This is a genomic window from Xylanimonas protaetiae, from assembly GCF_004135385.1.
GTDB classification, from domain to species: Bacteria; Actinomycetota; Actinomycetes; order Actinomycetales; family Cellulomonadaceae; genus Xylanimonas; species Xylanimonas protaetiae.
The window spans coordinates 2324823-2349784 of the sequence record NZ_CP035493.1; the positions used below are offsets into that span (position 1 = coordinate 2324823).

Annotated in this window: 20 protein-coding genes and 3 tRNA genes; 15 read left to right on the forward strand and 8 right to left on the reverse strand. The window is 74.5% G+C overall.

The annotated features are described in order from the left end of the window. Positions 1 to 68: 68 nt before the first annotated feature. From ET471_RS10700 to ET471_RS10725, 6 genes are all read left to right on the forward strand, one after another. Positions 69 to 2219: an ABC transporter ATP-binding protein gene (locus ET471_RS10700; RefSeq protein WP_207207253.1), complete on the forward strand. Its 2151-nt coding sequence runs from the start codon at positions 69 to 71 to the stop codon at positions 2217 to 2219. A 66-nt stretch (positions 2220 to 2285) separates the two neighbouring features. After that, positions 2286 to 2358 (forward strand) — tRNA-Lys (locus ET471_RS10705). Positions 2359 to 2438: 80 nt separating this feature from the next. Continuing rightward, entirely contained in the window at positions 2439 to 3209 is a 771-nt protein-coding gene (gene trmB, locus ET471_RS10710; RefSeq protein ID WP_129190904.1) for a tRNA (guanosine(46)-N7)-methyltransferase TrmB, read from the forward strand. A 154-nt stretch (positions 3210 to 3363) separates the two neighbouring features. Then, entirely contained in the window at positions 3364 to 3702 is a 339-nt protein-coding gene (locus ET471_RS10715) for a DUF485 domain-containing protein (protein ID WP_129188216.1), read from the forward strand. Then, a complete protein-coding gene (locus ET471_RS10720) occupies positions 3699 to 5324 on the forward strand; it encodes a solute symporter family protein (RefSeq protein ID WP_129188218.1) in 1626 nt (541 codons plus the stop codon). The genes ET471_RS10715 and ET471_RS10720 overlap by 4 nt, the downstream gene beginning before the upstream one ends. Positions 5325 to 5400: 76 nt before the next feature. Continuing rightward, positions 5401 to 6978 (forward strand): dihydrolipoyl dehydrogenase family protein, encoded by a 1578-nt coding sequence (locus tag ET471_RS10725; protein WP_129188219.1) that lies wholly within the window; start codon positions 5401 to 5403, stop codon positions 6976 to 6978. A gap of 64 nt (positions 6979 to 7042) precedes the next feature. Here the strand turns inward: ET471_RS10725 and ET471_RS10730 are convergent, their stop codons facing one another. Genes ET471_RS10730 through ET471_RS10740 form a run of 3 tightly spaced genes read right to left on the reverse strand, consistent with a single transcriptional unit; the run spans position 7043 to position 9488 of the window. Continuing rightward, positions 7043 to 8107, reverse strand: a complete 1065-nt coding sequence (locus tag ET471_RS10730) for a glycine betaine ABC transporter substrate-binding protein (RefSeq protein ID WP_342586031.1) — start codon at positions 8105 to 8107, stop codon at positions 7043 to 7045. Positions 8108 to 8166: 59 nt separating this feature from the next. Next, entirely contained in the window at positions 8167 to 8835 is a 669-nt protein-coding gene (locus tag ET471_RS10735; protein WP_129188220.1) for an ABC transporter permease, read from the reverse strand. Next, positions 8832 to 9488, reverse strand: a complete 657-nt coding sequence (locus tag ET471_RS10740; RefSeq protein ID WP_129188221.1) for an ABC transporter permease — start codon at positions 9486 to 9488, stop codon at positions 8832 to 8834. Before ET471_RS10740 ends, ET471_RS10735 begins: the two co-directional genes overlap by 4 nt. Between ET471_RS10740 and ET471_RS10745 the strand changes: the two genes are divergently transcribed. Together ET471_RS10745 and ET471_RS10750 are read left to right on the forward strand one after the other, a co-directional pair. Then, entirely contained in the window at positions 9487 to 10431 is a 945-nt protein-coding gene (locus ET471_RS10745) for an ABC transporter ATP-binding protein (protein WP_129188222.1), read from the forward strand. The two genes, ET471_RS10740 and ET471_RS10745, sit on opposite strands and share 2 nt — an antisense overlap. A gap of 10 nt (positions 10432 to 10441) precedes the next feature. Beyond that, positions 10442 to 11350 carry an ATP-grasp domain-containing protein gene (locus tag ET471_RS10750; protein WP_129188223.1) on the forward strand — a complete coding sequence of 303 codons (909 nt, stop codon included), beginning with the start codon at positions 10442 to 10444 and terminating at the stop codon, positions 11348 to 11350. A 58-nt stretch (positions 11351 to 11408) separates the two neighbouring features. Here ET471_RS10750 and ET471_RS10755 read toward each other — a convergent pair. From ET471_RS10755 to ET471_RS10765, 3 genes are all read right to left on the reverse strand, one after another. Further along, positions 11409 to 11484 (reverse strand) — tRNA-His (locus ET471_RS10755). A gap of 83 nt (positions 11485 to 11567) precedes the next feature. Continuing rightward, the gene (gene orn / locus ET471_RS10760; protein ID WP_129188224.1) at positions 11568 to 12206 is read right to left on the reverse strand and encodes an oligoribonuclease; all 639 of its coding nucleotides are present in this window, start codon (positions 12204 to 12206) and stop codon (positions 11568 to 11570) included. A 91-nt stretch (positions 12207 to 12297) separates the two neighbouring features. After that, positions 12298 to 12516 carry a hypothetical protein gene (locus ET471_RS10765; protein ID WP_129188225.1) on the reverse strand — a complete coding sequence of 73 codons (219 nt, stop codon included), beginning with the start codon at positions 12514 to 12516 and terminating at the stop codon, positions 12298 to 12300. Between the two features lie 188 nt (positions 12517 to 12704). Between ET471_RS10765 and ET471_RS10770 the strand changes: the two genes are divergently transcribed. Continuing rightward, positions 12705 to 12777 (forward strand) — tRNA-Arg (locus ET471_RS10770). A gap of 39 nt (positions 12778 to 12816) precedes the next feature. Here ET471_RS10770 and ET471_RS10775 read toward each other — a convergent pair. Then, positions 12817 to 13695: a M15 family metallopeptidase gene (locus ET471_RS10775; protein WP_129188226.1), complete on the reverse strand. Its 879-nt coding sequence runs from the start codon at positions 13693 to 13695 to the stop codon at positions 12817 to 12819. A 159-nt stretch (positions 13696 to 13854) separates the two neighbouring features. On the opposite strand from ET471_RS10775, the gene ET471_RS10780 reads away from it, so the two are divergent. The 4 genes from ET471_RS10780 to ettA all read left to right on the forward strand — a co-directional run bounded on the left by ET471_RS10780 (position 13855) and on the right by ettA (position 19676). After that, on the forward strand, positions 13855 to 15507 hold the full coding sequence (locus ET471_RS10780) for a GTPase (protein ID WP_129188227.1): 1653 nt from the start codon (positions 13855 to 13857) through the stop codon (positions 15505 to 15507). Then, the gene (locus ET471_RS10785) at positions 15504 to 17075 is read left to right on the forward strand and encodes a GTP-binding protein (protein WP_129188228.1); all 1572 of its coding nucleotides are present in this window, start codon (positions 15504 to 15506) and stop codon (positions 17073 to 17075) included. The genes ET471_RS10780 and ET471_RS10785 overlap by 4 nt, the downstream gene beginning before the upstream one ends. Before the next feature lie 53 nt (positions 17076 to 17128). Continuing rightward, positions 17129 to 17734: a single-stranded DNA-binding protein gene (ssb, locus tag ET471_RS10790; RefSeq protein WP_129188229.1), complete on the forward strand. Its 606-nt coding sequence runs from the start codon at positions 17129 to 17131 to the stop codon at positions 17732 to 17734. 259 nt (positions 17735 to 17993) lie between these two features. Beyond that, positions 17994 to 19676 carry an energy-dependent translational throttle protein EttA gene (gene ettA, locus ET471_RS10795; RefSeq protein ID WP_129188230.1) on the forward strand — a complete coding sequence of 561 codons (1683 nt, stop codon included), beginning with the start codon at positions 17994 to 17996 and terminating at the stop codon, positions 19674 to 19676. Positions 19677 to 19795: 119 nt separating this feature from the next. On the opposite strand, the gene ET471_RS10800 is transcribed toward ettA, so the two are convergent. Next, on the reverse strand, positions 19796 to 21034 hold the full coding sequence (locus ET471_RS10800) for an MFS transporter (protein ID WP_129188231.1): 1239 nt from the start codon (positions 21032 to 21034) through the stop codon (positions 19796 to 19798). A gap of 151 nt (positions 21035 to 21185) precedes the next feature. On the opposite strand from ET471_RS10800, the gene ET471_RS10805 reads away from it, so the two are divergent. Then, positions 21186 to 23252: a dynamin family protein gene (locus ET471_RS10805; protein ID WP_129188232.1), complete on the forward strand. Its 2067-nt coding sequence runs from the start codon at positions 21186 to 21188 to the stop codon at positions 23250 to 23252. Continuing rightward, positions 23249 to 24958: a GTPase gene (locus ET471_RS10810; RefSeq protein ID WP_129188234.1), complete on the forward strand. Its 1710-nt coding sequence runs from the start codon at positions 23249 to 23251 to the stop codon at positions 24956 to 24958. The genes ET471_RS10805 and ET471_RS10810 overlap by 4 nt, the downstream gene beginning before the upstream one ends. Positions 24959 to 24962: the final 4 nt, after the last annotated feature.

Here is a 24962-nt window from a genome sequence, read left to right on the forward strand (position 1 = left end):
GAGCGCAGCGAGCGAACCAGACAGCACAGGGCGGCGCCGTGCGCGCACGGAGCGAAGCGAGTACGCGCATGAGCGAGCAGAACCTGAACCGCACCGACGTCGTCGACGAGCCGACGACGCCGGACGTGCCGCTGACCAAGGCGCAGGAGCGCAAGGCGAAGCGAGCCGCCGCCGCCGAGGCGCGCAAGGCGAAGTACGCCGCCGCGGCGGGCGGCGTCACCGACGACATGTCGGAGGAGGAGAAGCACGAGATCGCGATGGGCGAGGCCGCGCGCCTCGCCTCGGACTCGTGGGACGGCGTCATGCCCGGCAAGGCGTCCGACTTCAAGGGCTCGTTCTTCCGGATGATCGGCCTGCTGGCCCCTTACAAGGTGGCCCTGATCATCGTGACCCTCATGGGCGCGGCGTCCGTGGTGCTGTCGGTGTGGGCGCCGCGCGTGCTCGGCCGCGCCACCGACGTCCTGTTCACCGGCGTCATGCAGCGCGCCCTGCCGGTCCCGCCGGGCACCCCCCAGGACCAGGTGGTCCAGGGACTGCGCGACGCCGGCCAGGGCACGGTCGCCGACATGGTCGCGGGGATGGAGCACTTCGTCGCGGGCGCCGGCATCGACTTCGACCGGCTGCGCGACCTCATGATCGGCGTGCTCGCCATCTACGTGGGCGCGGCGATCCTGGGCTGGGCCCAGGGCTTCATCACCAACATCCTCATGGTCAAGGCCATGTGGCGGCTGCGCGAGGACGTCGAGGCGAAGATCAACCGCCTGCCGCTCAGCTACTTCGACAAGGTGCAGCGCGGCGAGCTGATCAGCCGCGTGACCAACGACATCGACAACATCACCCAGACCATGCAGCAGTCGCTGTCGGGCGCGATCACCGCGGTGCTCACCCTCGTCGGCGTGCTCGTCATGATGTTCAACCTGTCGTGGCAGCTCGCCCTCATCACGCTGGCCACGCTGCCGCTCATGGCCGTCGTGTTCGGCGTCATCGGCCCCAAGTCGCAGAAGGCGTTCAGCCTCCAGTGGCGCAAGGTCGGCCGCCTCAACGCGCGCGTCGAGGAGTCGTTCTCCGGCCACGCCCTGGTCAAGACCTTCGGCCGCCGCCAGGACTTCCAGGCCCGGTTCGCCGCCGAGAACCAGGAGCTCTACGAGCAGTCGTTCAGGGCCCAGTTCCTGGCGAACGTCATGTGGCCGGCGATGTCGTTCATCGGCAACGTCACCTACGTCGCGGTCGCCGTCGTCGGCGGCCTGTTCGTGGCGGGCGGCACGATGACGCTCGGCGCCGTGCAGGCGTTCATCCAGTACTCGCAGATGTTCTCCCAGCCGCTGCAGCAGCTGGGCGGCATGGTCGCCGTCGTGCAGTCCGGCACGGCGTCCGCCGAGCGCGTCTTCCAGCTGCTCGACGTCGACGAGCAGGAGCCCGACGCGGCCGACGCCCCGGCGCCGGTCGAGGGTGACGGCGTCATCGAGTTCGAGCACGTCCGGTTCTCGTACTCGCCGGACAAGCCGCTCATCGAGGACCTGTCGTTCACGGTCCGCCCCGGTCAGACGGTCGCGATCGTGGGCCACACGGGCGCGGGCAAGACGACGCTCGTCAACCTGCTCATGCGGTTCTACGACCCGCAGGGCGGCCGCATCCTGGTCGACGGGCAGGACATCGCCGACCTGACGCGGCACGACGCGCGCGCCCGCACCGGCATGGTGCTCCAGGACACCTGGCTGTTCGCCGGGACCATCCGGGAGAACATCCGCTACGGCCGCCAGGACGCCACGGACGAGGAGGTGCTCGAGGCCGCCCGCGCCACCTACGTGGACCGCTTCGTGCACTCCCTGCCGCACGGGTACGACACCGAGCTCGAGGAGGACGCCGCCAACCTGTCGGCCGGTGAGCGGCAGCTCGTCACGATCGCCCGCGCGTTCGTGTCACGGCCGTCGATCCTCATCCTCGACGAGGCGACGTCGTCCGTGGACACCCGCACGGAGAAGCTGCTCCAGCACGCCATGGCGTCGCTCCGCAGCGGCCGGACGAGCTTCGTCATCGCGCACCGCCTCTCGACGATCCGCGACGCCGACCTCATCCTCGTGATGGAGCACGGCGCGATCGTCGAACAGGGCAACCACGAGGAGCTGCTCGCGGCCGGCGGCGCGTACGCCGAGCTGTACCAGTCGCAGTTCACGGGCGCCTTCGACGAGGAGCCCGAGGTCGAGCAGGCCTCCGTCTGACCTGTGCAGGAGCCCGGTCCACGCGATGCGTGGACCGGGCTCCTGACCTGGTAACCTTCTCCACGCGCGCCATTAGCTCAATAGGCAGAGCAGCTGACTCTTAATCAGCGGGTTCGGGGTTCGAGTCCCTGATGGCGCACCGCACGCGAAGCCCCCGGCCACCGGCCGGGGGCTTCGTCGTCTGCGGCCCGCCCGTACCCTTGTCCGGTGCCCGACGTGATGCCCCTGCCCGACGACCCATCCAGGTACGACGCCGCCGACGTCGTCGAGCCCACCTTCCGCAAGCAGCCCGTCTCGTTCGTGCGGCGGTCCGCCCGCCTGACGACGTCGCAGCAGAAGGCGTGGGACGAGCGGCGCGGGCAGTACCTGATCGAGGCACCGCGCGCGGTCGCGCGCACCTCGGTGCACACCGGCTGGGCGTTCGACCCCGAGGCCGTCTTCGGGCGCCGCGCGCCCCTCGTGCTGGAGATCGGGTCCGGGCAGGGCGAGAACGTCGTCGAGGCCGCCGACGCGCACCCCGAGCGGGACCACCTCGCCGTCGAGGTGTACCAGCCCGGGCTCGCGCAGACCATCGTCCGGGCGGGGCAGCGGCGCGAGCGCCAGGGGCTGACGAACCTGCGGCTGCTGCAGGCCAACGCGCCCGAGCTGCTCGCCACCGCGCTGCCCGAGGGCAGCCTGGACGAGCTGTGGGTGTTCTTCCCGGACCCGTGGCACAAGGCGCGGCACCACAAGCGGCGGCTCGTCACGCCGGAGTTCGCGGCGCTCGCGGCGCGCGTGCTGCGGCCGGGCGGCGTATGGCGCCTCGCGACGGACTGGGTGGAGTACGCCGAGCAGATGCTCGAGGTGGGGGAGGCGTCCGCGGACTTCCGCAACGCGCACGGGGCGGGCGGTGTCGCGCCGCGGTTCGAGGGGCGCGTGCTGACGGCGTTCGAGCGCAAGGGGATCGCCGCGGGCCGCCACGTCACCGACCTGGAGTACGTGCGCGTCTGACCCGCCCGCCGCGAACCGGGCCCGGTTCGCGGATGTTGCTTGCGTCACACACCTGCGACGCGGCATTGTGTGCCCCCGAGCGCGTCGACGACGTCGCGCTGCGGTGCGCAACGGTGCGCGCCGGCCTGTCGACTGCAATGCCAACGGAGGCATCATGGCTGACACCGCCGAGCTTTCCGGCGAGACCGCCTATCAGAGGGTGGAGAGATCGGAGGAGTTCCAGGCCCTCCGCAGCAGGTTCCGCCGCTTCGTCTTCCCGATGACGGCGCTGTTCCTCGTCTGGTACTTCGCGTACGTGCTGCTCGCCAGCTACGCACACGGCTTCATGAGCACCCGCATCGGGGACAGCCACATCACGGTGGGCCTGCTCCTCGGACTCGGGCAGTTCGTGAGCACGTTCGTCATCACCATGCTCTACGCCCGCTGGGCCAACAACACGCTCGACCCGGAGGCGGACGCCCTGCGCGAGCGCGTGGAAGGGGGAGACCTGTGACCACCGCCTCGCTGCACCTGGCCGCGTCCACCGACGTCGGCAACCCCGTCGTCAACATCTCGATCTTCGCGGCGTTCGTCGTGGTGACGCTGTTCATCGTCATCCGCGCCTCGCGCAACAACAGGTCCGCCGCCGACTTCTACGCCGGAGGCCGGTCGTTCACCGGCGGCCAGAACGGCACCGCCATCGCGGGCGACTACCTGTCCGCCGCGTCGTTCCTCGGCATCGCCGGGGCCATCGCCGTCAACGGCTACGACGGGTTCCTCTACTCGATCGGCTTCCTCGTCGCGTGGCTCGTCGCGCTGCTGCTCGTCGCCGAGCTGCTGCGCAACACCGGCAAGTTCACGATGGCGGACGTCCTGTCGTTCCGGCTGCGGCAGCGCCCGGTGCGCATGGCCGCGGCGCTCGCGACGCTGCTCGTGGTCTTCTTCTACCTGCTCGCGCAGATGGCGGGTGCCGGCGGGCTCGTCGCGCTGCTGCTCGGCGTCGACACCGCCGTCGGCAAGAACCTCGTCATCGCCGTCGTCGGCGCCGTGATGATCTTCTACGTGCTGGTCGGCGGGATGAAGGGCACCACCTGGGTGCAGATCATCAAGGCCGTGCTGCTCATCATCGGCGCCGCCGTCATGACGGTGTGGGTGCTGGCCAAGTTCGGCTTCTCCCTGTCGGCCGAGCTCGAGGCGGCCGTCAACGCCGCGGGCGACGGCGGGGCCTCCCTGCTCGAGCCGGGCCGGCAGTACGGCGCGACGGCGCTGTCCAAGCTCAGCTTCATCTCGCTCGCCCTGGCGCTCGTGCTCGGCACCGCGGGCCTGCCGCACGTGCTGATGCGCTTCTACACCGTCCCGACGGCCAAGGAGGCCCGCAAGTCGGTCGTCTGGGCCATCTGGCTCATCGGCATCTTCTACCTGTTCACGCTCGTGCTCGGCTACGGCGCCGCGGCCCTCGTCGGCCCCGAGGCGATCAAGGCCGCGCCCGGCGGCGTGAACTCGGCGGCCCCGCTGCTGGCGTTCGCGCTCGGTGGCGAGGTGCTGCTCGGCATCATCGCGGCCGTCGCGTTCGCGACCATCCTCGCGGTGGTCGCCGGCCTGACGATCACGGCGGCGGCGTCGTTCTCGCACGACATCTACGCCAACGTCATCAAGAAGGGGGCCGTCAGCGCGGACGGCGAGGTCAAGGTCGCTCGCTGGACGGTCGTCGTCATCGGCGCCGTCGCCATCGTGGGTGGCATCTACGCCCAGAACCAGAACATCGCGTTCCTCGTGGCCCTGGCCTTCGCGGTCGCGGCGTCGGCCAACCTGCCGACGATCCTGTTCTCGCTGTTCTGGAAGCGGTTCAACACCAGCGGCGCGCTGTGGAGCATCTACGGCGGCCTCGTCTCGTGCATCGTGCTCATCGTGTTCTCGCCCGTCGTGTCCGGGTCCGAGACCGCGATGTTCCCGAACGCGGACTTCGACTGGTTCCCGCTGACCAACCCGGGCCTCGTCTCCATCCCGCTCGGGTTCCTGCTCGGCGTCGTCGGCACGCTCGTGTCGAAGGAGCCGCCGCACCCGGAGAAGTTCGCCGAGATGGAGGTCCGCTCCCTCACCGGCGCGGGCGCCGAGCGCGCGACCGTCAGCCACTGACCCGCTCCACCCCGCACCCCGTCGCGTCCCACACGGCGGGGTGCGGGTGCGTGCGGGGCACGTCACGATGGGCGGCATGACTGTCACGGGTGCCAGCGGCACGGAGGGTGCGGACGAGTTCGACGTCATCGTCGTCGGCGGTGGTCCCGTCGGCGAGAACGCCGCCGACCGAGCCTCGCGGACCGGCCTGACGGTCGCCCTCGTCGAGGCCGAGCTCGTCGGCGGCGAGTGCTCCTACTGGGCCTGCATCCCCTCCAAGACGCTGCTGCGGCCGGGCGCCGCGCTCGCGGCGGCCGCGGCGGTGCCGGGGCTCTCCGCGCAGGTGGAGGGCCTGGCCGTGGATCCCGGCCCGGTGCTCGCGTGGCGCGACCGGATGACGAGCGGGTGGGACGACGCCGGCCAGGTCGGCTGGCTCGACTCCGTGGGGGTCACGCTCGTGCGCGGTCACGGGCGGCTCGCAGGGGAGCGGCTCGTCGAGGTGGACCCGCCCGACGACCCGTCACGCGACGACACCGCCGCGGGCGCACCGGGATCGGACCACGCCGCGCCGCGGCGGCTGCGCGCCCGGCACGCCGTGGTCGTCGCCACGGGCAGCGTCCCCGCGCAGCCGGACGTGCCCGGTCTCGCCGGCGCGCTGCCGTGGAGCAGCCGCGAGGCCACGAGCGCGTCCGCCGTGCCCGAGTCGCTGGTCGTCCTGGGCGGCGGCGTCGTCGGCTCCGAGATGGCGACCGCGTACGCCGACCTCGGGTCGCACGTGACCCTGCTGGCCCGGCACGGGCTGCTCTCCGGCGCCGAGGACTTCGCGGGCGAGGCCGTCGAGGCCGGGCTGCGCACGATCGGGGTCGACGTGCTCACCGGGGTGTCGGTCCGGGCCGTCGAGCGGCCCGAGCCGGGCGGACCCGTCACGGTCCGCTTCGACGGCGGCGGCTCCGGCGACGGCGGTGCGGTCACGGCCGCCGAGCTCCTCGTCGCCACGGGCCGCGTCGCGCGCACCGCCGACGTCGGCGTCGAGACGGTGGGCCTCGAGCCGGGCAGGCCGCTCGCCGTCGACGACACGATGGCCGTCGTCGGGGTCGAACCTGGCGACCGGGCCCCGTGGCTCTACGCGTGCGGCGACGTCACCGGACGCCACCAGACCACCCACCAGGGCAAGTACCAGGGGCGCGTCGTGGGCGACGTGATCGCCGCCCGGTTCGGCGACGCGCGGCGCGAGGGCGCGCCCACGCGCGACGACGCCGTGCCCGCCCCGGGCGCCGAGCCGCGGCGGTGGTCCCGCTACGCCGCCAGCGCCGACGACGCCGCCGCGTCCCAGGTGGTGTTCACGCGCCCCCAGGTGGCGTGGGTGGGCCTGACCGAGCGAGCGGCCGCGGCACGGGGGCTGGACGTGCGCACGGTGCGCTACGAGCTCGGCGACGTCTCGGGCGGCTCCGTCACCGCCGTCGGGTACCGGGGCACCGGGCAGCTCGTCGTGGACACGCGGCGGCGCGTCGTCGTCGGGGCCACGTTCGTCGGGCCCGACGCGGGCGAGCTGCTCCACGCCGCCACCATCGCCGTCGTGGGCGAGGTGCCGCTGGACCGGCTGTGGCACGCCGTGCCCGCCTACCCCACGGTCAGCGAGGTGTGGCTGCGGTTCCTGGAGGCCTACGGGCTGTGAGGCCGGCGGCTGCGGTGCGCTTCGGGCGTCAGCAGTGCCTACGCGGCTGACGCCGGAGGCGGCGTCAGCCGAGCGCCCCGTCCGAGCTGAACACCAGGCCCAGCGTGATCGCGCCCTGGCGCAGGGCCTCCTTGGTGAGCGGGCCGCCCGCGTCCAGGGACCTGAACTCGCTGAACGTCAGCCCGTAGACGTCCTCGAGGCCCGGCTGGCAGAAGGGCCGCTCGGTGCACTCGGGCCCCGCCCCGAGGATCAGGCCGTCGCACGCGGCGGCGAGGTCCGTCAGGGTCGTGACGTGGTGCTCGTCGGCGAAGGCCTTCGTCACTGCGAACGCGTTCTGGTCCTGGGCGGCGGACGGCGTGCCGAACACGAGCCCCGTGGCCTGGCCGAGCTGCGTCAGGGCCGCGACCGTCCCGTCGAGGTCGCCGCTCGCCACCGGTGTGGCGTCCGCGCCGTTCTGGCCCTTGTTGAGGAACTCGGCCAGCGTGCCGACGTACTCGGGCACCACCTGGATCTGCGAGCCGTCCTCGAGCGCGGGCAGGTACGCCTCGCGGTTGCCGATCGTGGTGACCGTCGCGTCGTACCCGGCCGACGTGAGCACCTCGGCGTAGATGGTGCCGAGCGTCTTCGACTCGGCGAAATCCGCGGCGCCGATCGCGATCGGCCTGCCCGCCCCGGCGGAGGCGTCCGCGGCGGCGAGGCCCTCGTCGGCGACGAACTGGGCCGCGACGTCCTCGGACGACTTCCGGTCGACGTCGACGGCCTTGTTGAGCGCGACGAGCTTGTCGGTGTCGAGCGCAGCCGACACCGTGTCGAGCAGCGGCACCAGCCCCGGGTCCGCGGCCGCCGTGGCGGCGTTCACGGCCGGGACGATGTTGTCGACCGTCTGGAGGTGCTGGTCGTCGGCGAGGACGACGAGGTCGTTGCCAGGCACCGGGGCGCACGACGCCGCGACCGCGCCGGACGCCGAGCCGGTGTCGGACGGGCTCCCAGAGGACGACCCGGGCGAGCCGCACGCGCCGAGCACGAGCAGCACCCCCGCGGCGAGCGCGAGACGGGGCAGGGGACGGGACGTGCGAGTGCGGTACATCGTGCTCTCCAGGGTCGTGGCCGGGTGGAGCTCGTCGGGCATTCCGTGCCATTCGACCGCAGACCTCTGACACCGGCAACCCTCCGCAGGTCAGGTGCGGTTCAGGCGTCGCGCAGCGCCCGCGGCGTGACCATGCGCTGCGCGACGGCGAGCACGCCGTCGACGACGAGGCACAGCGCCGCCACGAGCACGCCGCCGGCCAGCACCTGGCCGTAGCGCTGCGTGCCCATGCCGAGCTGGATGACCTGCCCGAGGCCGCCGCCGCCCGCGAGCGCCGCGAGCGGGATCGTGGCCACGACCTGGACGATCGCGGTGCGCACCCCGGCGGCGACGAGCGGCACGGCGAGCGGCACCTCGACCCGCCAGAGCACGCCGGCGGGAGAGTAGCCGAGCCCGCGGGCGGCGTCGCGGGCGGCCCGGTCGGCGCCGCGCACGCCGTCGTACGCCCCGGCGAGGAGCACGGGCGCGGCGAAGATCCCGGCGGCGATGACGGTGGCGGTGTTGCCGAAGAGCCCGGCGGTGGCCAGCAGCAGGATGATCGCGAGGGTGGGCAGGGCGCGCGACGTGTTGGAGATCGCGACGACCAGCCCGGACCCGCGCCCGCTGTGGCCGAGCCACGCCCCGAGCGGGAGGGCGAGCGCTGCCGCGGCGCCGACGGCGGCGAGCGTCATGACCAGGTGCTGGCCGGTCAGGTCGAGCAGCCCGCGGGGGCGGGTCCACACGAGGGGGTCGTTGAGGTACCGCAGGGCCTCGGCGAGGACGGAGCTCACGTGGTCCTCCGGGTCCAGGGGGTCAGGGCGCGCCCCGCGGCCCACAGCGCGACGTCGAGCAGGAACGCCAGCAGCAGGCAGGCGAGCGCGGCCGCGCTGATCTCGGCGCGGTGGAAGTTGTTGCGGAACCCCTCGAACATGAGCTGCCCGAGCCCGCCGTAGCCGACGACGACGCCCACCGTCACCAGGGCGACCGTGGAGACGGTCGCCAGCCGCAGCCCGGAGACGACGGCGGGCAGCGCCGCGGCCAGCCGGACGCGGGCCGTCACCTGGACGGGCCCGTACCCGACGCCGCGGGCGGCGTCGAGCACCGCGGGGTCGACGGACTGGAGCCCGGCGAGCGTCTGGCGCAGCAGCACGAGCAGCGCGTACGCGACGAGCCCGACGAGCACGGGCGTGCGCCCGATGCCGAGCACCGGCGCGAGGATGGCGAAGAGGGCCAGCGACGGCACGGTGTAGAGCACCGCGGCGACGCCGACGACGCTCGCGGCGAGCCGCCGCCGTCGGACCACGAGGAGCGCGAGCGGCACCGCGATCGTGGCCGCGATCGCGACCGCCTCGAGCGTGAGCAGCAGGTGCTGCCAGGTGCGCGTCGCGAGCAGGTCGGCGTTGTCGGCCACCCACGACCAGGAGAACCAGGGATTCCCGGGCATGCCGGGCACGCTACCCGTGGCCTACGTTGGGCGCGTGTCCGCGCGCATCGAGCTCGAGGAAGTCCGCAAGGCCTACCCGGACGGGACCGTCGCCGTCGGGGGCCTGACGCTGACCGTGGAGCCGGGGGAGGTGCTGGCCCTCGTGGGCCCGTCCGGCTGCGGCAAGTCGACCACGCTGCGCATGGTCAACCGGCTCGTCGAGCCGACGAGCGGCCGCGTGCTGCTCGACGGCGTCGACACCGCGACGCTCGACCCGGTGCGGCTGCGGCGCGGCATCGGGTACGTCATCCAGGACGTGGGGCTGCTGCCGCACCGCACGGTCGAGGCGAACGTGGCGACCGTCCCGCGCCTGCTGGGCTGGGACCGGGCGCGCACGCGGGCGCGCGTGGGGGAGGTGCTCGAGCTCGTGGGCCTGCCCGTGGGCGCGTACGGGCGCCGGTACCCGCACCAGCTCTCGGGCGGCGAGCGGCAGCGTGTCGGCGTCGCGCGCGCCCTGGCCACCGACCCGCCGGTGCTGCTGCTCGACGAGCCGTTCGGCGCCGTCGACCCGGAGTTCCGCCGGCAGCTCCAGGCGTCGCTCGAGGGCATCCTGGCCGACGTCGGCTCCACGGTGGTGCTCGTGACGCACGACCTCGACGAGGCCGTGCGCCTGGGCGACCGCGTCGCCGTGCTGTCGAAGGGCGGCCACCTGGAGCAGGTCGCCGACCCGCTCACGGTGCTCGCGCGCCCCGCCACGCCCCGCGTGCGCGACTTCGTGGGCGACGACGCCGCGGTGCGGCTCGTCGCCCCGTCCGGCGGCCCGTCCGTCGTCGTCGTGCGTGGCGACGACGGCGGGGCGTCCGGGGTGCTCGACGCCGCGACGGCGATCGGCGCGCTGCGCCGGGCCGCCGACGACGCGGGACGCCCCGCGCCCGGCGGGGACGGTGCCACCGCGCGCGGATAGGCTCAGGCCCGTGACCACCAAGCGCGTTGCCCTCGCCACCTGCTCCGACCTCCCCGCGCTGGACAGGGACGACAAGCCGCTCGTCCCGGCGCTCGCGCAGCGCGGCGTCACGGCCGAGGCCGTCGTCTGGGACGACCCGGCCGTCGACTGGGCCTCCTACGACCTCGTCGTCGTCCGCTCCACGTGGGACTACGCGCCGCGGCACGACGAGTTCCTCGCGTGGGCCGAGACCGTCCCGCACCTGGCGAACCCCGCGGACGTGCTGCGCTGGAACACGGACAAGCGCTACCTGCACACGCTCGAGGAGGCGGACGTCCCCGTCATCCCGACGGTGTGGCTCGACCCGGCACGGCACTTCTCGAAGCGTGCCGTGCACACGCGCATGCCGGCGTTCGGGGACTTCGTGGTCAAGCCCGTCGTCTCGGCGGGTGCCAAGGACACGGGGCGGTACATCCCGATCAGCGCGCAGTCCCGGTCGATGGCGATCACCCACACGATGGAGCTGCTCGACTCCGGGCGCTGGGTCATGATCCAGCCCTACGTGACGTCCGTGGACTCCGCGGGCGAGACCTGCCTGACGTTCGTCGACGGCGTGTTCCAGCACGCGGCGCGCAAGAACGCGCTGCTCACCGGCCCGTCGCAGCCCACCAAGGGGCTGGGGCTGTACCTGGCGGAGACGATGTCGGCCGTCGCGCCGACCCCGGAGCAGCTCGACGTCGCGCAGCGCGCCCTGGACGTGGCCGGCGAGGCCCTGGGCCTGGACCGGCCGCTGCTGTACGCGCGCGTCGACCTGGTCGCCGGCGAGGAGGGCCCGCTCGTCATCGAGCTGGAGCTGACCGAGCCGAACATGTGGATGCGCTACAGCGGCTCGAACCCGACGCTGGAGCGGTTCGCGGACGCGATCGCGGCGCGCGCCTGAGCGCCGTTCGTCCGGGGGACGACGAAGGCCCCGCACCATCGGTGCGGGGCCTTCGCGGTGGGGTGGCTAACCGGGCTTGAACCGGCGACCTCCTGGACCACAACCAGGCGCTCTGCCAACTGAGCTATAGCCACCATGGCCGTGTGCCTCAGCATCGGGTGCCTGAGCATCGGGCCGACGGAAAGCATACCCGAGGTTCGGGATGCCTCAGGACGCTTTACGGCTCGACGGGCCTGCGCGTGACCGACGTCTCCGCGATGCGGGCCGCGACGGCCCGTGCGGTCGCCGTGTCGGGGCCCGGCTGCGGCACGAACACGGCCTCGCGGTAGTAGCGCAGCTCGTCGATCGACTCGAGGATGTCGGCGAGCGCGCGGTGCCCGCCGTCCTTCTTGGGGGAGCTGAAGTAGGCGCGCGGGTACCAGCGGCGCGACAGCTCCTTGACCGAGCTGACGTCGATGATCCGGTAGTGCAGGTGGGCGACCAGCTCAGGCATGTCGCGGTCGAGGAACGTCTTGTCGGTGCCCACGGAGTTGCCGGCCAGCGGCGCCTTGCCGGCGTCGGGCACCCACTGCCTGATGTACGCGAGCACCTGCTGCTCGGCGTCGGCCATCGTGGTGCCGCCCGGCAGCTCCTCGAGCAGGCCCGAGCGCGTGTGCATGTCGCGCACGAAGTCGCCCATGGCCTCCAGGGCTGCCGGCGGCGGGACGATCAGCACGTCGACGCCGTCGCCCAGCACGTTCAGCTCGGAGTCGGTGACGACGGCGGCGACCTCGATCAGCGCGTCGGCGCGCGTGTCGAGGCCGGTCATCTCGCAGTCGATCCACACGATGCGGTCGTTGGGGGTGGGAACGCTCACGGGGACAGCCTAGGTGGCCGGACGCGGCAAGGGCCCCGGCGCCCCGCCGACCGTGCGGTCGGGCGGGCCTGCCGGGGCCCCTGCGTGACGGTCACAGCTGCCGTCCGTAGCCGAGGACCATGAGCTGGGCGGCGAGCCTCAGCTCCTCCTCGCGGGTGCGGCGACGCAGCGCGTCGAAGGCACGCTCGCGGCGTCGGGCTGCCTTGCGCAGGTGCCGCTCGAGACGGCGGACCTCACGCTCGGCGTGGGTTTGTCGGACACGTTGACGACGGTCGACCTGGACGCGGTCGAGAGTCAGCTCGGTGGTCATGGTGGTGGGAGTCCTTCGTGACGTGGAGTTGGCGGGACGGGCCAGGTCCCCTCCACCGCCGGCCGGGCCGGCGGATCGTCACCGCGGTGCGTCCCTGAGTCTGGCAACACCGGTGCACGTCAGGCGAGGTGTTTTCCGGAGGCGCCGAGGACGAGCCTGCGGGCGCGGGTCGTTACGATGTGCGCGACGCCTCCGTAGCTCAATGGATAGAGCACCGGCCTTCTAATCCGTAGGTTGCAGGTTCGAGTCCTGCCGGGGGCACCCTCGCCCGCTGCCGTCGGCCCCGCATGCGCGCCCCGTTCAGTACTCCATGAGCGACTTCCACACGCTCTTGCCCACCACGAGGTCGGCGTGCCCTTGCCCGTCGCCCGTGTTGGTGAACACCTGCCAGTCGGCGAGCGCGTCGCGGGTCGCGGGACCGCCGACGCCGTCGACGGGCAGGTGGTAGCGCTGCGTGCCGTTGAGCAGGCCCTGCAGGTTGTCGACGTGGATGTCGCGTACGAAGGTCTCCGGCCTGTCGTTCGCGACGCCGTTGAAGCGCAGCTTGTGCATGGTGACCACCAGTCCGTTCTTGAGATCGATCTCCACCCTGGTGTGGGCTTCCTCGCCGCCGCGACCGTCCGGCACCGGTGCCGGGCCGCCGTGCGCGGGGTCGTAGACCAGGTGCCAGGGCTCGTCCACGTGGGGCTGCCGCCCCTCCGTGTCCGTCCAGCCGTGCTCGGCCAGGACCGGGAAGGCCGTGACGCGGCGGGGGAGGTCCCACTGCCCGGCCCTGCCGAAGTCCATGACGTCGACGGCGAGGCCCCAGCCGTGGTTGGACGTGCCGGGGACGGCGACCGACTCGCGGCCCGGGCGGCGCACGTAGCGCACCCCGTGCCACGTGCGGGCGTCGTGCCCGCCGGTCGTCTGGGCGACGTAGGAGCGCAGGAAGAACCGCTCCTGCTCCGCGAGCGTCCGGTTCCAGCCCCGGACGGTCAGTGAGATGTCGGTGCGCCGCAGGACGTCCTGCCGTGCGCTGTTCCAGGCCTCCGCCGCGTCGCGCCGGAGGTACGCGTGGGCGTGGCCGTCCGTGCCGTGCCCGCCGACGGGGTCGAGCTCGGCGAGGACCTCCGCCGGGACCGACCCGTTGCTGTACTTCTGTCCTGCGAAGGTCTGGGCCTCCGCCACCAGTGTTGCCATCGGTGTCACCTCCGCACCCTCACGAGGGACGGGCGCGAGCGTGATGACGGGGGCGTGCCACTGAGCGACACGCGCCGGGTGCGGGCCGTGCCGTGTCGAACCGTGCCGCCCGCGGCGCGCGCGTTTTGCAGGGCACCGTCGACCGGCAAGGATGGGGCCGTGACCTCTGACCTCGGACCGCGTGCCGACCGACCTGTCGCCGGCCGACCCGACCCCGCGGTCGCGGACGAGCTGGGCATGACGGTGTACGACGTGGCGCGTGACCTGCGCCGGGACGTCGAGGACGTGCGCCTTCCGCTGCCGATCGACGGCGCCCGGGAGGCCGGGGCGTCGCGCGGGCGGCTCGTCGCCCAGCTGGACGAGCACCTGCTGCCCCGGCTGCGCGAGCTGTCGAGCCCCGCGATCGTCGTCGTCGCCGGGTCGACGGGCGCCGGGAAGTCCACGCTGTACAACTCGCTGCTGGGCGAGGAGGTGTCGAAGGCGGGCGTGCTGCGGCCCACCACGCGCGAGCCCGTGCTGGCCTTCAACCCGCTGGACAAGGAGGTCGTGCACGAGGGCCCGGCCACCGAGGCGTCCCGCGTCGTCTACCACGACGGCGTGCCGCGCGGCACGGCCCTGCTGGACGCGCCGGACCTCGACTCGTTCCTGGCTGACAACCGCACCACCGCCCAGCAGATGCTCGAGGCGGCCGACCTGTGGCTGTTCGTCACCACGGCGTCCCGCTACGGCGACGCCCTGCCCTGGCAGGCGCTGTCCCGCGCCACGGAGCGCGGCGCGTCCGTGGCGATGGTGCTCAACCGCGTCCCCACCGAGACGCTGAAGACGGTCCGCGCCGACCTCATGCTCCGCCTCCGCGAGCACGGCATGACCGACGTGCCCCTGTTCGTGGTGCCCGACGTCGGCCCGCACGAGGGCCTGCTGGACCCGTCGGTCGTGCAGCCCGTGCGCCGCTGGCTCACGCTGCTCGCCGGGCCCGAGCGCTCCCGGGCCGTCATCGTCCGCACGCTCAAGGGCGCCCTCGGCGCCCTGCCGCAGTGGGTCACGTCGCTCGCCGACGCCGTCGACGCGCAGGGCGAGGCCGCCCACACGATCCGCACCGTCGTCGAGAAGGAGCGTCCCGCCGCGGAGAAGCTCGCGCGCGACGGCGTCGCCGCGGGCGTCGTCGCCGGTGCCTCCGTCGAGGCGCGCTGGCGCGAGCTGTCGGGCAGCGCGAAGGTCGACCGCGTCAAGGTCAAGAACGACACCGTGCGCTCCACCAGGCGTGCCGGGCGTCGTCGCGAGGAGGCCCTGACGGGCCTGCGCGCCGACGTCGAGGCCGCCGCCGCGCGCACCCTCACCGCGGCCGGCGGCCGCGTCGAGGAGCGTCTGCGGGCCGTGCTCACCGCCCCCGGGGCACCGGCCGGCGGCTCGGCCGTGCTGCCCGACGCCGCCGCGCGCACCGCGGCACGCGAGAAGGCGGTCACCGCCACCGTGGAGGCATGGTCGGCGCGCGCCGCCGACGTCGTCGCCCTGCTCGGCGACGGCGACCGCGTCACCGCCGCCGTCAAGGCGTTCGGCCCGCACGGCCTGGGCACCCTGCTGCTCGCGGCCGCCGCCGGGTCCGACGACGCCGCGCGGCTGCTCGGCCGGACGCTGGGCGACGCGCACGCCGACGCCGTCACAGCGCTGCGCGACGACCTCGCCGACCGCGCGGCCGCCGTCGTCGGCGCCGAGCTCGACGCCGTCCTGACCGCGCTGGACACCCCGAACCTCGCCGACGACGCCGCCTCCGGGCTGCGCGTGCGGCTCTCTGAGCTGAAGAGGCTGACGTGACCGACGACACCACCCTGCGGGCCCGCACCGACGACCTCGCCCAGGCGCTCGCCGTCGCCGGCGAGCGCCTCGACGCGCCCACCGCCGCCCGCGTGCAGCAGGCCGTCGACGGCGTCCGCGAGCGCCTCGCGCTCGGCGTCGACCACACCGTCGTCGCGCTCGCGGGCGGCACCGGCTCGGGCAAGTCGTCGCTGTTCAACAAGATCTCCCGGCTCACGTTCGCCGACGTCGGCATCAAGCGCCCGACGACGGCGCGCGTGACCGCCTGCTCGTGGGACGACGGCGCGGAGGCGCTGCTCGACTGGATCGGCGTCGACCGCGAGCGCCGCATCGTGCAGGCGGGCGAGCTGGAGATGGACGACGCCCTGGACGGGCTGGTGCTGCTGGACCTGCCGGACCACGACTCGATCGAGCCGAAGCACCGCGAGGTGGTGGACCGGATCCTGCCGCTGGTGGACCTGCTGATCTGGGTGGTGGACCCGCAGAAGTACGCGGACGACGCGCTGCACTCGGGCTACCTGCGCGAGTCGGTGGGCATGGAGGCGTCCATGCTGGTGCTGCTCAACCAGATCGACACGGTGCCGCCGGCGCGGCGCGACGAGCTGCGCGCGGACCTGGACCGGCTGCTCGAGGACGACGGCCTGCGCGGCGTGCCCGTGATCGCGGTGTCGGCGCGCACGGGCGAGGGCGTGGCGCAGGTGCACGAGCTGCTGTCGGAGGTGTGCGAGCGGCAGACGGTCGCGGCGGGGCGTGCGGCGGGCGAGCTCGACGCGGCCGCGCGGCTCCTGCTGTCGCAGGTGCCGGCCGAGGTGCCGTGGGACCTGGAGCACGCGGTGGCGCGCGAGCTGCCCGCGCTCGTGGACGCGACGGGGCTCGACGCCGTCGCGGGCCAGGTGGGCGCGGCGGTGCGCAACGGGTACGGCATGCCGGAGTTCCCGCCGCCGGACCGTGACGCGGTGACGCTGTCGCGGGCGCGCTGGCTGACGCGGGCGGGGGCGCCGCTGCCGTCGGGCTGGCAGCGGTCGCTGGCGGAGACGACGGCGAGCGCCGACGTGCTGCGCACCGCGGTCGCCGAGGCGGTGCGGAAGGTCAGGCTCGACGTGGCCGGGCCGCGGCGGGCGCGTGCGACGCGACGCCTGGCGTGGGCGCTCGGGATCGCGGCCGCGGCCGTGGCGACGTTCGCGGGCTTCGCGCTCGGCGGGACGCCGGACCTGCCCGCGCCGTGGCCATGGCTGCTGTGGGTCCTCGCCGGGGCGCTGCTCGTGGCGGCGCTGGCCGTCGGGGCGTCCGTGGTGGTCGCGCGGCGCCGGCTGGCGGCGCGGCGCGCCGCGGGGGTGGCGCGCGAGGGTCGCGCGGCGCTGGAGAAGGTGCTCGCGGACGGGCTCGGCCTGCCGACGCAGAAGCTGCTCGCGGAGCACAAGCGGGTGCGCACGCTCGCCCAGTCCGCGCGGGACCTGCCCGTCGCCGGGGCGGGGTCCGAGGGCGGGAGCCTGCCCCCAGGCGCGTCGGCTGCGGCGTCGTCCACAGGGGCCGTCCCGCAGGCTGCGGCGGGGGTCGCGCGCCGCTGATCCTCGCTGCGAGCGGTCGGCGCGAGGCCGGCCCGCGAGCCAGGAGGACTTCGATGAGCGACGTCAACGTCACGGTGGTCGGCCACGTGGGCCAGGACCCCACGCTGTACACCGCCGAGAGCGGCACCCGGTGGACCTCGATCCGCGTCGCGTCCACGCGGCGCGTCCGCGACCCGCGCAGCGGCGAGTGGGGCGACGGGCCGACGATGTGGTTCACCGTGCGCGCCTTCGGCGACCGCGCGCTGAACCTGGTCGACTCGGTCCGCAAGGGCACGCCGGTCGTCGTGACCGGGCGCCTCGCGGTCGAGGAGTACGAGGTGCGCAAGCAGGAGAAGGGGCCCGCCGGCGAGGCGGTCGAGGTGCGCGAGCCGCGCACCTCCCACGTCATCGAGAGCGCGGTGGTCGCCGTCGACCTGTCGCGTGGCGTCGTGCGCTACACGCGGACGGTGCACACCGGCGCGGTGCCGTCCGGCGCGCCGGACGCCGTCACGCGCTCGGCCGGCGAGGCGGCGGGCGGTGAGCGGTGGGAGACGCGCGGCGATGCCGCGGCGCCGTGGGGCGAGCCCACGGACGAGACGGCCGACGGAACCACGGACGAGGAGACGGTCGGCGGGGCCGGGGAGGACGTCCCGGAGGCGCGGGCGCTGGTCGGGGTCTGAGAGCGCTCCGCGGCGGCACCCTGCGCGACGACGGTCGTCGGGGTGCCGCCCGGCTGCGCCGCGAGCGCGACCGGGAACCGCTCGCGGGGGGGGAGGGGGGTGGTGCGCCGGCGGGCCGGCCGCTCGATGGGGCGCCGGAGGCCGACGGACGGCCCGCCCGAGGGCGGGGGCAGTAGGCTGGGCGGTTGGCCGCCCCTGCCGGCCTCCCAGCACTCTGCATCTGTGCAGCACCCGCGATCGAAACGGTGGAAACGAGCCAGTGGCTGAGTTCATCTACACCATGTACAAGGCGCGCAAGGCGCACGGCGACAAGGTCATCCTCGATGACGTGTCGCTGAACTTCCTGCCTGGCGCGAAGATCGGCGTCGTCGGCCCGAACGGCGCCGGCAAGTCGACGATCCTCAAGATCATGGCGGGCCTCGACACGCCGTCGAACGGCGAGGCGCGCCTGTCGCCCGGGTTCACGGTCGGCATCCTGCAGCAGGAGCCGCCGCTGAACGAGGAGAAGACCGTCCTCGGCAACATCGAGGAGGCCGTGGCCGGCATCAAGGCCAAGGTCGACCGCTTCAACGAGATCTCGGGCCTCATGGCGGAGCCCGACGCCGACTTCGACGCGCTGCTCGCCGAGATGGGCGAGCTGCAGGAGGCCATCGACCACGCCGACGCGTGGGAGCTCGACTCCCAGCTCGAGCAGGCGATGGACGCGCTGCGCTGCCCGCCGGCCGACGCCGACGTGTCCGTGCTCTCCGGCGGTGAGCGCCGCCGTGTCGCGCTGTGCAAGCTGCTGCTCGAGAAGCCCGACCTGCTGCTGCTCGACGAGCCCACCAACCACCTCGACGCCGAGTCGGTGCTGTGGCTCGAGCAGCACCTGGCCACCTACCCGGGCGCCGTCCTGGCCGTCACGCACGACCGCTACTTCCTCGACCACGTCGCGGAGTGGATCTGCGAGGTCGACCGCGGCCGCCTCTACCCGTACGAGGGCAACTACTCGACGTACCTGGAGAAGAAGCAGGAGCGTCTGCAGGTCCAGGGCAAGAAGGACGCCAAGCTCGCCAAGCGCCTCAAGGACGAGCTCGACTGGGTGCGCTCGAACGCCAAGGGCCGCCAGGCCAAGTCGAAGGCGCGTCTGGCCCGCTACGAGGAGATGGCTGCCGAGGCGGAGCGGACGCGGAAGCTCGACTTCGAGGAGATCCAGATCCCCGCGGGCCCGCGCCTGGGCTCCACGGTCCTGGAGGCCACCAACCTCAAGAAGGGCTTCGGCGAGCGCGTCCTCATCGACGGGCTGTCGTTCACGCTGCCGCGCAACGGCATCGTCGGCGTCATCGGCCCGAACGGCGTCGGCAAGTCCACGCTGTTCAAGACGATCGTGGGCCTCGAGCCGCTCGACGCCGGCGACCTCAAGGTCGGCGAGACCGTGTCGATCTCCTACGTCGACCAGTCGCGCGGCGGCCTCGACCCCAAGAAGACGCTCTTCGAGGTCGTGTCCGACGGGCTCGACTACATGAAGGTCGGCAACGTCGAGATCCCGTCGCGCGCCTACGTCGCGTCGTTCGGGTTCAAGGGCCCGGACCAGCAGAAGCCCGCCGGGGTGCTCTCGGGCGGTGAGCGCAACCGCCTCAACCTGGCGCTCACGCTCAAGCAGGGCGGCAACCTGCTGCTGCTCGACGAGCCCACCAACGACCTCGACGTCGAGACCCTCGGCTCGCTGGAGAACGCCCTGCTGGAGTTCCCCGGCTGCGCCGTCGTCGTCTCGCACGACCGGTGGTTCCTCGACCGGGTCGCGACGCACATCCTCGCCTACGAGGGCACGGAGGAGAACCCGTCGAGCTGGTACTGGTTCGAGGGCAACTTCGCCGCCTACGAGGAGAACAAGGTCGCGCGCCTGGGCGCGGACGCCGCCCGCCCGCACCGCGTCACGTACCGCAAGCTGACGCGCGACTGACGCGCGACTGACGCGCGACTGACGCGCGACGCCGCCGCCTGACGACGCCGGCCGAGCAGGAACCACGGTTCCTGCCCGGCCGGCGTCGGCGTGCCTGCGGCCTTCGTGGGGGTCCGCCGTCACGCGGGCCGGCGACGCTGCAGCCGCGCCAGCACGAGAGTCCCCGCCACCGCCAGCGCCACGAGCGCCGCAGCGGGCCAGGGGAGCGCGCCCGTCCCCGCGCGGTCCACGAGCAGCCCGGCCGCGAACGTCCCCGCGGCCGTGCCGAGGTTGAACGTGGCGCTCGACGCCGCCGAGGCGACGTCCGTCCCGCCCGGCGCGAAGCGCATCGTCAGGTACTGCACGGTCACGTTGACGGCCGGGAACGCGATCCCGAGCACGGCGACGGCGCCCACGGCGACGACCGCATGTGTGCCCCCGACCGCGAGCGCCACGAGGCCGCCGCCCAGGACGACGAGCCAGCCGGCCTGCGCCGCGAGCGGGTGGTCGTCGACCGCCCGCCCTGCGAGGGCCATCCCGGCGAGCCCGCCGAGGCCGACGACGACCAGGACGGGGCTGAGCACGTCCCGGTCGAGGCCCGTCACCTCGAGCAGGTAGGCGGTCGTGTAGGTGAACGTCGAGATCGCGCCCGCGACGACGAGGAACGTCACCACGAGCAGGGCCGCGAACGCGGCGCGGTTCGGCTGCGTCCCGCGGTCGGCCTCGGCGGCGTGCGGGGGCCGCGCGGGCAGCAGTGCCCAGATGGCCACGGCGACCGACGCGCACAGCACGGCGACGACCACGAACGCCACCCGCCAGCCCACGTGCTGCGCCACCCACAGGGCCACCGGCAGCCCGACGATCGGGCCGAGCGCGGTGCCGAAGGAGACCCGGGCGACGACGCGCCCGCGCTCCGCCTGGTCGAACAGCGCCGTCGCCGACGGGAAGACGACCGCCCAGAACACCGAGTGCCCCAGCGCGGCCACGAGGCGCGCCGCGAAGAGCGTGGCGAAGCCCGTGGCGAGCGCCGAGGCGACGTTCGCGAGCACGACGAGCGCGAGCGTCGCGACGAGCACCTGGCGGCGCGGCAGCCGCCGCACGGCCTGCGCCAGCGGCACGGACGCGATGACCACGACGGCGGCGTACCCGCTCACGAGCAGCCCGATCCGCCCGACCGACGTGCCCAGGGCGGGCGCGATGACCGTCATCAGGCCACCGGGCAGCAGCTCGATCGTCAGGAAGCAGAACGTCGACAGCGAGAGCGCGGCGAGGGCCGCGGTGGCGCGCCGACGGTCGGCCGCGGTCGGCGTCGGGGGGCCGTCGGGCGGTGCGGGGGGTGCTGCGGTCGCCTCGGCGGACGCGCCCTCGTCGGTCGTCATGTCGGTTCCCTCCGTCGTCGTGCGCTCACCCCTCTGACGAACGGGAGGCCTCGATGTGGACGACGGGACAGGGCGTCACTCATCGGGGCGGCGGCGGTCATCGGGGGACCGCTGACCTGCGCGGGCGCGGGCCGCGGGTGAGGATGGGGGCATGACCGCGCCCGACGACGTCCCTCAGCCGCCCGCCGACGGCGCGGCGCCGGACCAGGCGCCGGACCGCGCGAGCGACCAGGAGCGGGACGAGGCGCTCACGCCGAACCGCGAGTCCGCCGCGCTGGTCGACGCGCTCGACGCGCTCCGCGCGAGGCTCGCCGCGCTGCGGCTGCCGCTGGCGACGCCGGGCGCGGCGGTCGCGCGCGGCGACCTGGCCCACGCCGTCGACCAGCTCGACGACTACCTGCTGCCCCGCCTGCGGGCGGAGCGGGCGCCGCTGCTCGTCGTCGTCGGCGGGTCCACGGGGGCGGGCAAGTCGACGCTCGTGAACTCGATCCTCGGCGAGCACGTGACGGCCCCGGGCGTGCTGCGCCCGACGACGCGGGCCCCCGTGCTGGTGCACCACCCGCTCGACGGGCGCTGGTTCACCACCGACCGGGTGCTGCCCGGGCTCGCGCGCGTCCAGACGGGCGTCGACGTGACGACGTCGAGCGCGTGGGGCGGCACGGACGGCGACCGTCCGCCGCCGACGCGCACGCTGCGCCTGGTCGCCTCGGAGGCGATCCCGCAGGGCCTCGCGCTGCTGGACGCCCCTGACGTCGACTCGGTCGAGACGGCCAACCGGGAGCTGGCCGGCGAGCTGCTCGGCGCCGCAGACCTGTGGCTGTTCGTCACGACGGCCGCACGCTACGCCGACGCCGTCCCGTGGGCGCTGCTGCAGACCGCCGCGGCCCGCCGGGCGCAGGTCGCGCTCGTGCTGGACCGGGTCGACCCGGGCGCGGAGGCGGTGGCCGACGACCTGCGCCGCATGACGGCCGAGCACGGCCTGGGCGACGCACCCATCTTCGTCATCCCCGAGGCGGCGCCCGCCGGACCGGGCGCGCTCGACGAGGGCCTCCTGCCGGAGCCCGCCGTCGCCGAGGTGTCCACGTGGCTGTCCGGCCTGGGCGGCGACCCCGAGGCGCGCCGCCGGGTCATCACGGCGACGCGCGACGGCGTCGTCGACGACCTGGTGCGCCGCGCCGTGCACCTCGCCGACGCCGCCGACGCGCAGGAGGTCGCCGACCGGCGCCTGCGCGAGGCCGCCGTGCGGTACCACGACGACGCCGTCCGCGCGGTCGAGTCGGCGACGTCGGACGGGGCGATCCTGCGCGGGGAGGTGCTGGCCCGCTGGCAGGACTTCGTGGGGACCAGCGAGTTCTTCCGGTCGGTGCAGAAGGGCGTCGGGCGGGTGCGCGACGCGATCGGCGGGTTCTTCCGGGGCCGGCCGGCGCAGGCGCCGCAGGTCGAGCAGGCGATCGCGAGCGGCCTGGAGTCGGTCATCCTCGACTCGGCCGAGGCCGCCGCCGAGCGCACGTTCGAGGCGTGGCGCGGCGACGCGGCCGGGGCCGCGCTGCTGGAGGGCCTCGACCTGTCGCGGACCAGCGGCGGCCTGCGCGCCGAGATCGGCGAGCAGGTGCGCGGGTGGCAGGGCGACGTGCTCGCCCTGGTGCGCGAGCAGGGTGCCTCCAAGCGCGGCGCCGCGCGCGCCCTGTCGCTGGGGGTCAACGCGCTGGGCGTCAGCCTCATGGTCATCGTCTTCGCCTCGACGGCGGGGCTCACGGGCGCCGAGATCGGCATCGCGGGCGGCACCGCCGTCGTCGGGCAGAAGCTGCTCGAGGCGGTGTTCGGCGACGACGCCGTGCGCCGCCTGGCCGCGCAGGCCAAGCAGCGCCTGGCGGCGCGCGTGTCCGCGGTGATGAGCGGGCAGGCCGCGCGCTACACCGCGCAGCTCGACGCCCTCGGCACCGCCGACGCCGGGGGAGCCGCCCTGCGCGACGCCGCCCGACGCGTCGAGGGCGCGGCCCGCAACGAGCGCGCGACGCGCGCCGAGCCCGACGACGGCGGCACCCGGCCGTGGACCGGGCGCCTGCTGCGCGGCGCGGGGACGCTGCGCGCGCCGGACCGCCCGGAGTCCTTCCCGGTGCCCGCGGAGCGCGGTGAGCGGGACGAGCCGGCGGAGGACGAGGAGAAACGTCCGGGCTGGTGGAGCCGCGTGTTCGGCCGCAGGGGCGACGACTCGTGAGCCGCATCGACCTGGCAGGGCGCACCGCCGCCCTGGAGACGGCGACGCGCGAGGCGACGGGACGCCTCGACGGCGCCCTGCTCGACGACGCGCACCGCGTCATCCTGCGCGCCCGCGAGCGCGGCGGCCTGTCGGCCGAGCACACCGTGGTGGCGCTCGCCGGGGCGACCGGCTCCGGCAAGTCGAGCGTGTTCAACGCGGTCGCCGGCGCGGACCTCGCGACGCCGGGCGTCCGCCGCCCCACGACGTCGCACGCCCTGGCCGCGATCTGGGGCCACGGGGCGGACCCGCTCCTCGACTGGCTCGACGTGCCCACGCGGCACGAGCTGCCCACCGGCCCGGTGCCCGAGGAGTCCGTCGCGACGCCCGCGAAGGGGATCGCCGGGCTGTTCCGCCGCACGCGCACGCCCGTCGGGATCACGACGGGGCTCGTGCTGCTCGACCTGCCGGACCACGACTCGGTCGTCGTCGAGCACCGCGTGCGCGCCGAGCGGCTCGTGGAGCGCGCCGACCTGCTCGTGTGGGTCGTGGACCCGCAGAAGTACGCCGACGCGGCCCTGCACGAGCGGTACCTGCGGCCGCTCGCGGGGCGCTCGGACGTCGTCGTCGTCGTGCTCAACCAGGTGGACCGGCTGGCGCCCGCGGACGCCGAGGCGATGCGGGCGGACCTCGAGCGGCTCGTCGCGGCCGACGGGCTCACGGGCGCCCGCGTGCTGTCGGTCTCGGCGAAGACGGGCGAGGGCATCGACGCGCTGCGCGGGCTGCTCGCCGAGGCGGCGCAGCGCCGCGAGGCGTCGACGACGCGGCTCGCGCTCGACGAGCGGGCCGTCGCGGAGCGCCTCGTCGCGGCCTGCGGCCGGACCCCGTCGGAGCGGGCGGGGGACAAGGCCCGCACGGCGCTGCGGGGCGCGCTCGAGGACGCCGCGGGCGTGCCCGTCGTCGCCGAGGCGGTGCGCAGGTCGGCGGTCAAGGACGCACGGCAGGCCACCGGCTGGCCGCTGACGCGCTGGATCGGGCGACTGCGTCCCGACCCGCTGCGCCGCATCGGCCTGCGGCCGGACGCGCTGCGCATCCCCGAGGACCGTCCCGACCTCGCCGTCACGTCCCTGCCGGCGGCCCGCCCAGGCGTGCGCGCGACGGCCTCCAGCGCGGTGCGCGCCTACGTGGACCAGATGACCGTGGGGACGCCCGACCCGTGGGTGCTCTCCGCGCGGCACCGCGCGCAGGAGGGCCTCGACCGCCTGCCCGACGCGCTCGACCAGGCCGTGGCCGGCACGCGGCTCGAGGCGGGTCGGCGGCCGCTGTGGTGGCGGCTGGTGGGCGTGCTCCAGTGGCTCGTGCTCGCCACGGCCGTGGCGGGCCTGCTGTGGCTGGGTCTCGCGTTCCTCTTCTCGTACTTCCAGCTCCCCGAGCTGCCGACGCCGGTGCTCACCGTGGGCGGTGAGTCCTGGGGCGCGACGGGCGACGGCGTCGACGTGCCCTGGGGGACCGTGCTCGTGGCGGCCGGCGTCGTGCTGGGGGTGCTGCTCGCGCTCGTGTCCCGGCTGTGCGCCGGCATCGGCGCCCGGCGCCGGGCGGCACGCGCGCGCAAGCGGCTGCGCGAGTCGGTGGCACGGGTCGCGGACGCGCTCGTCCGGGTGCCCGTGGCGGAGGAGATGGCCGCGCTCGCCCGGGCGCGCACGGCGGCGGTGATCGCGGCGTCCTGAGGGT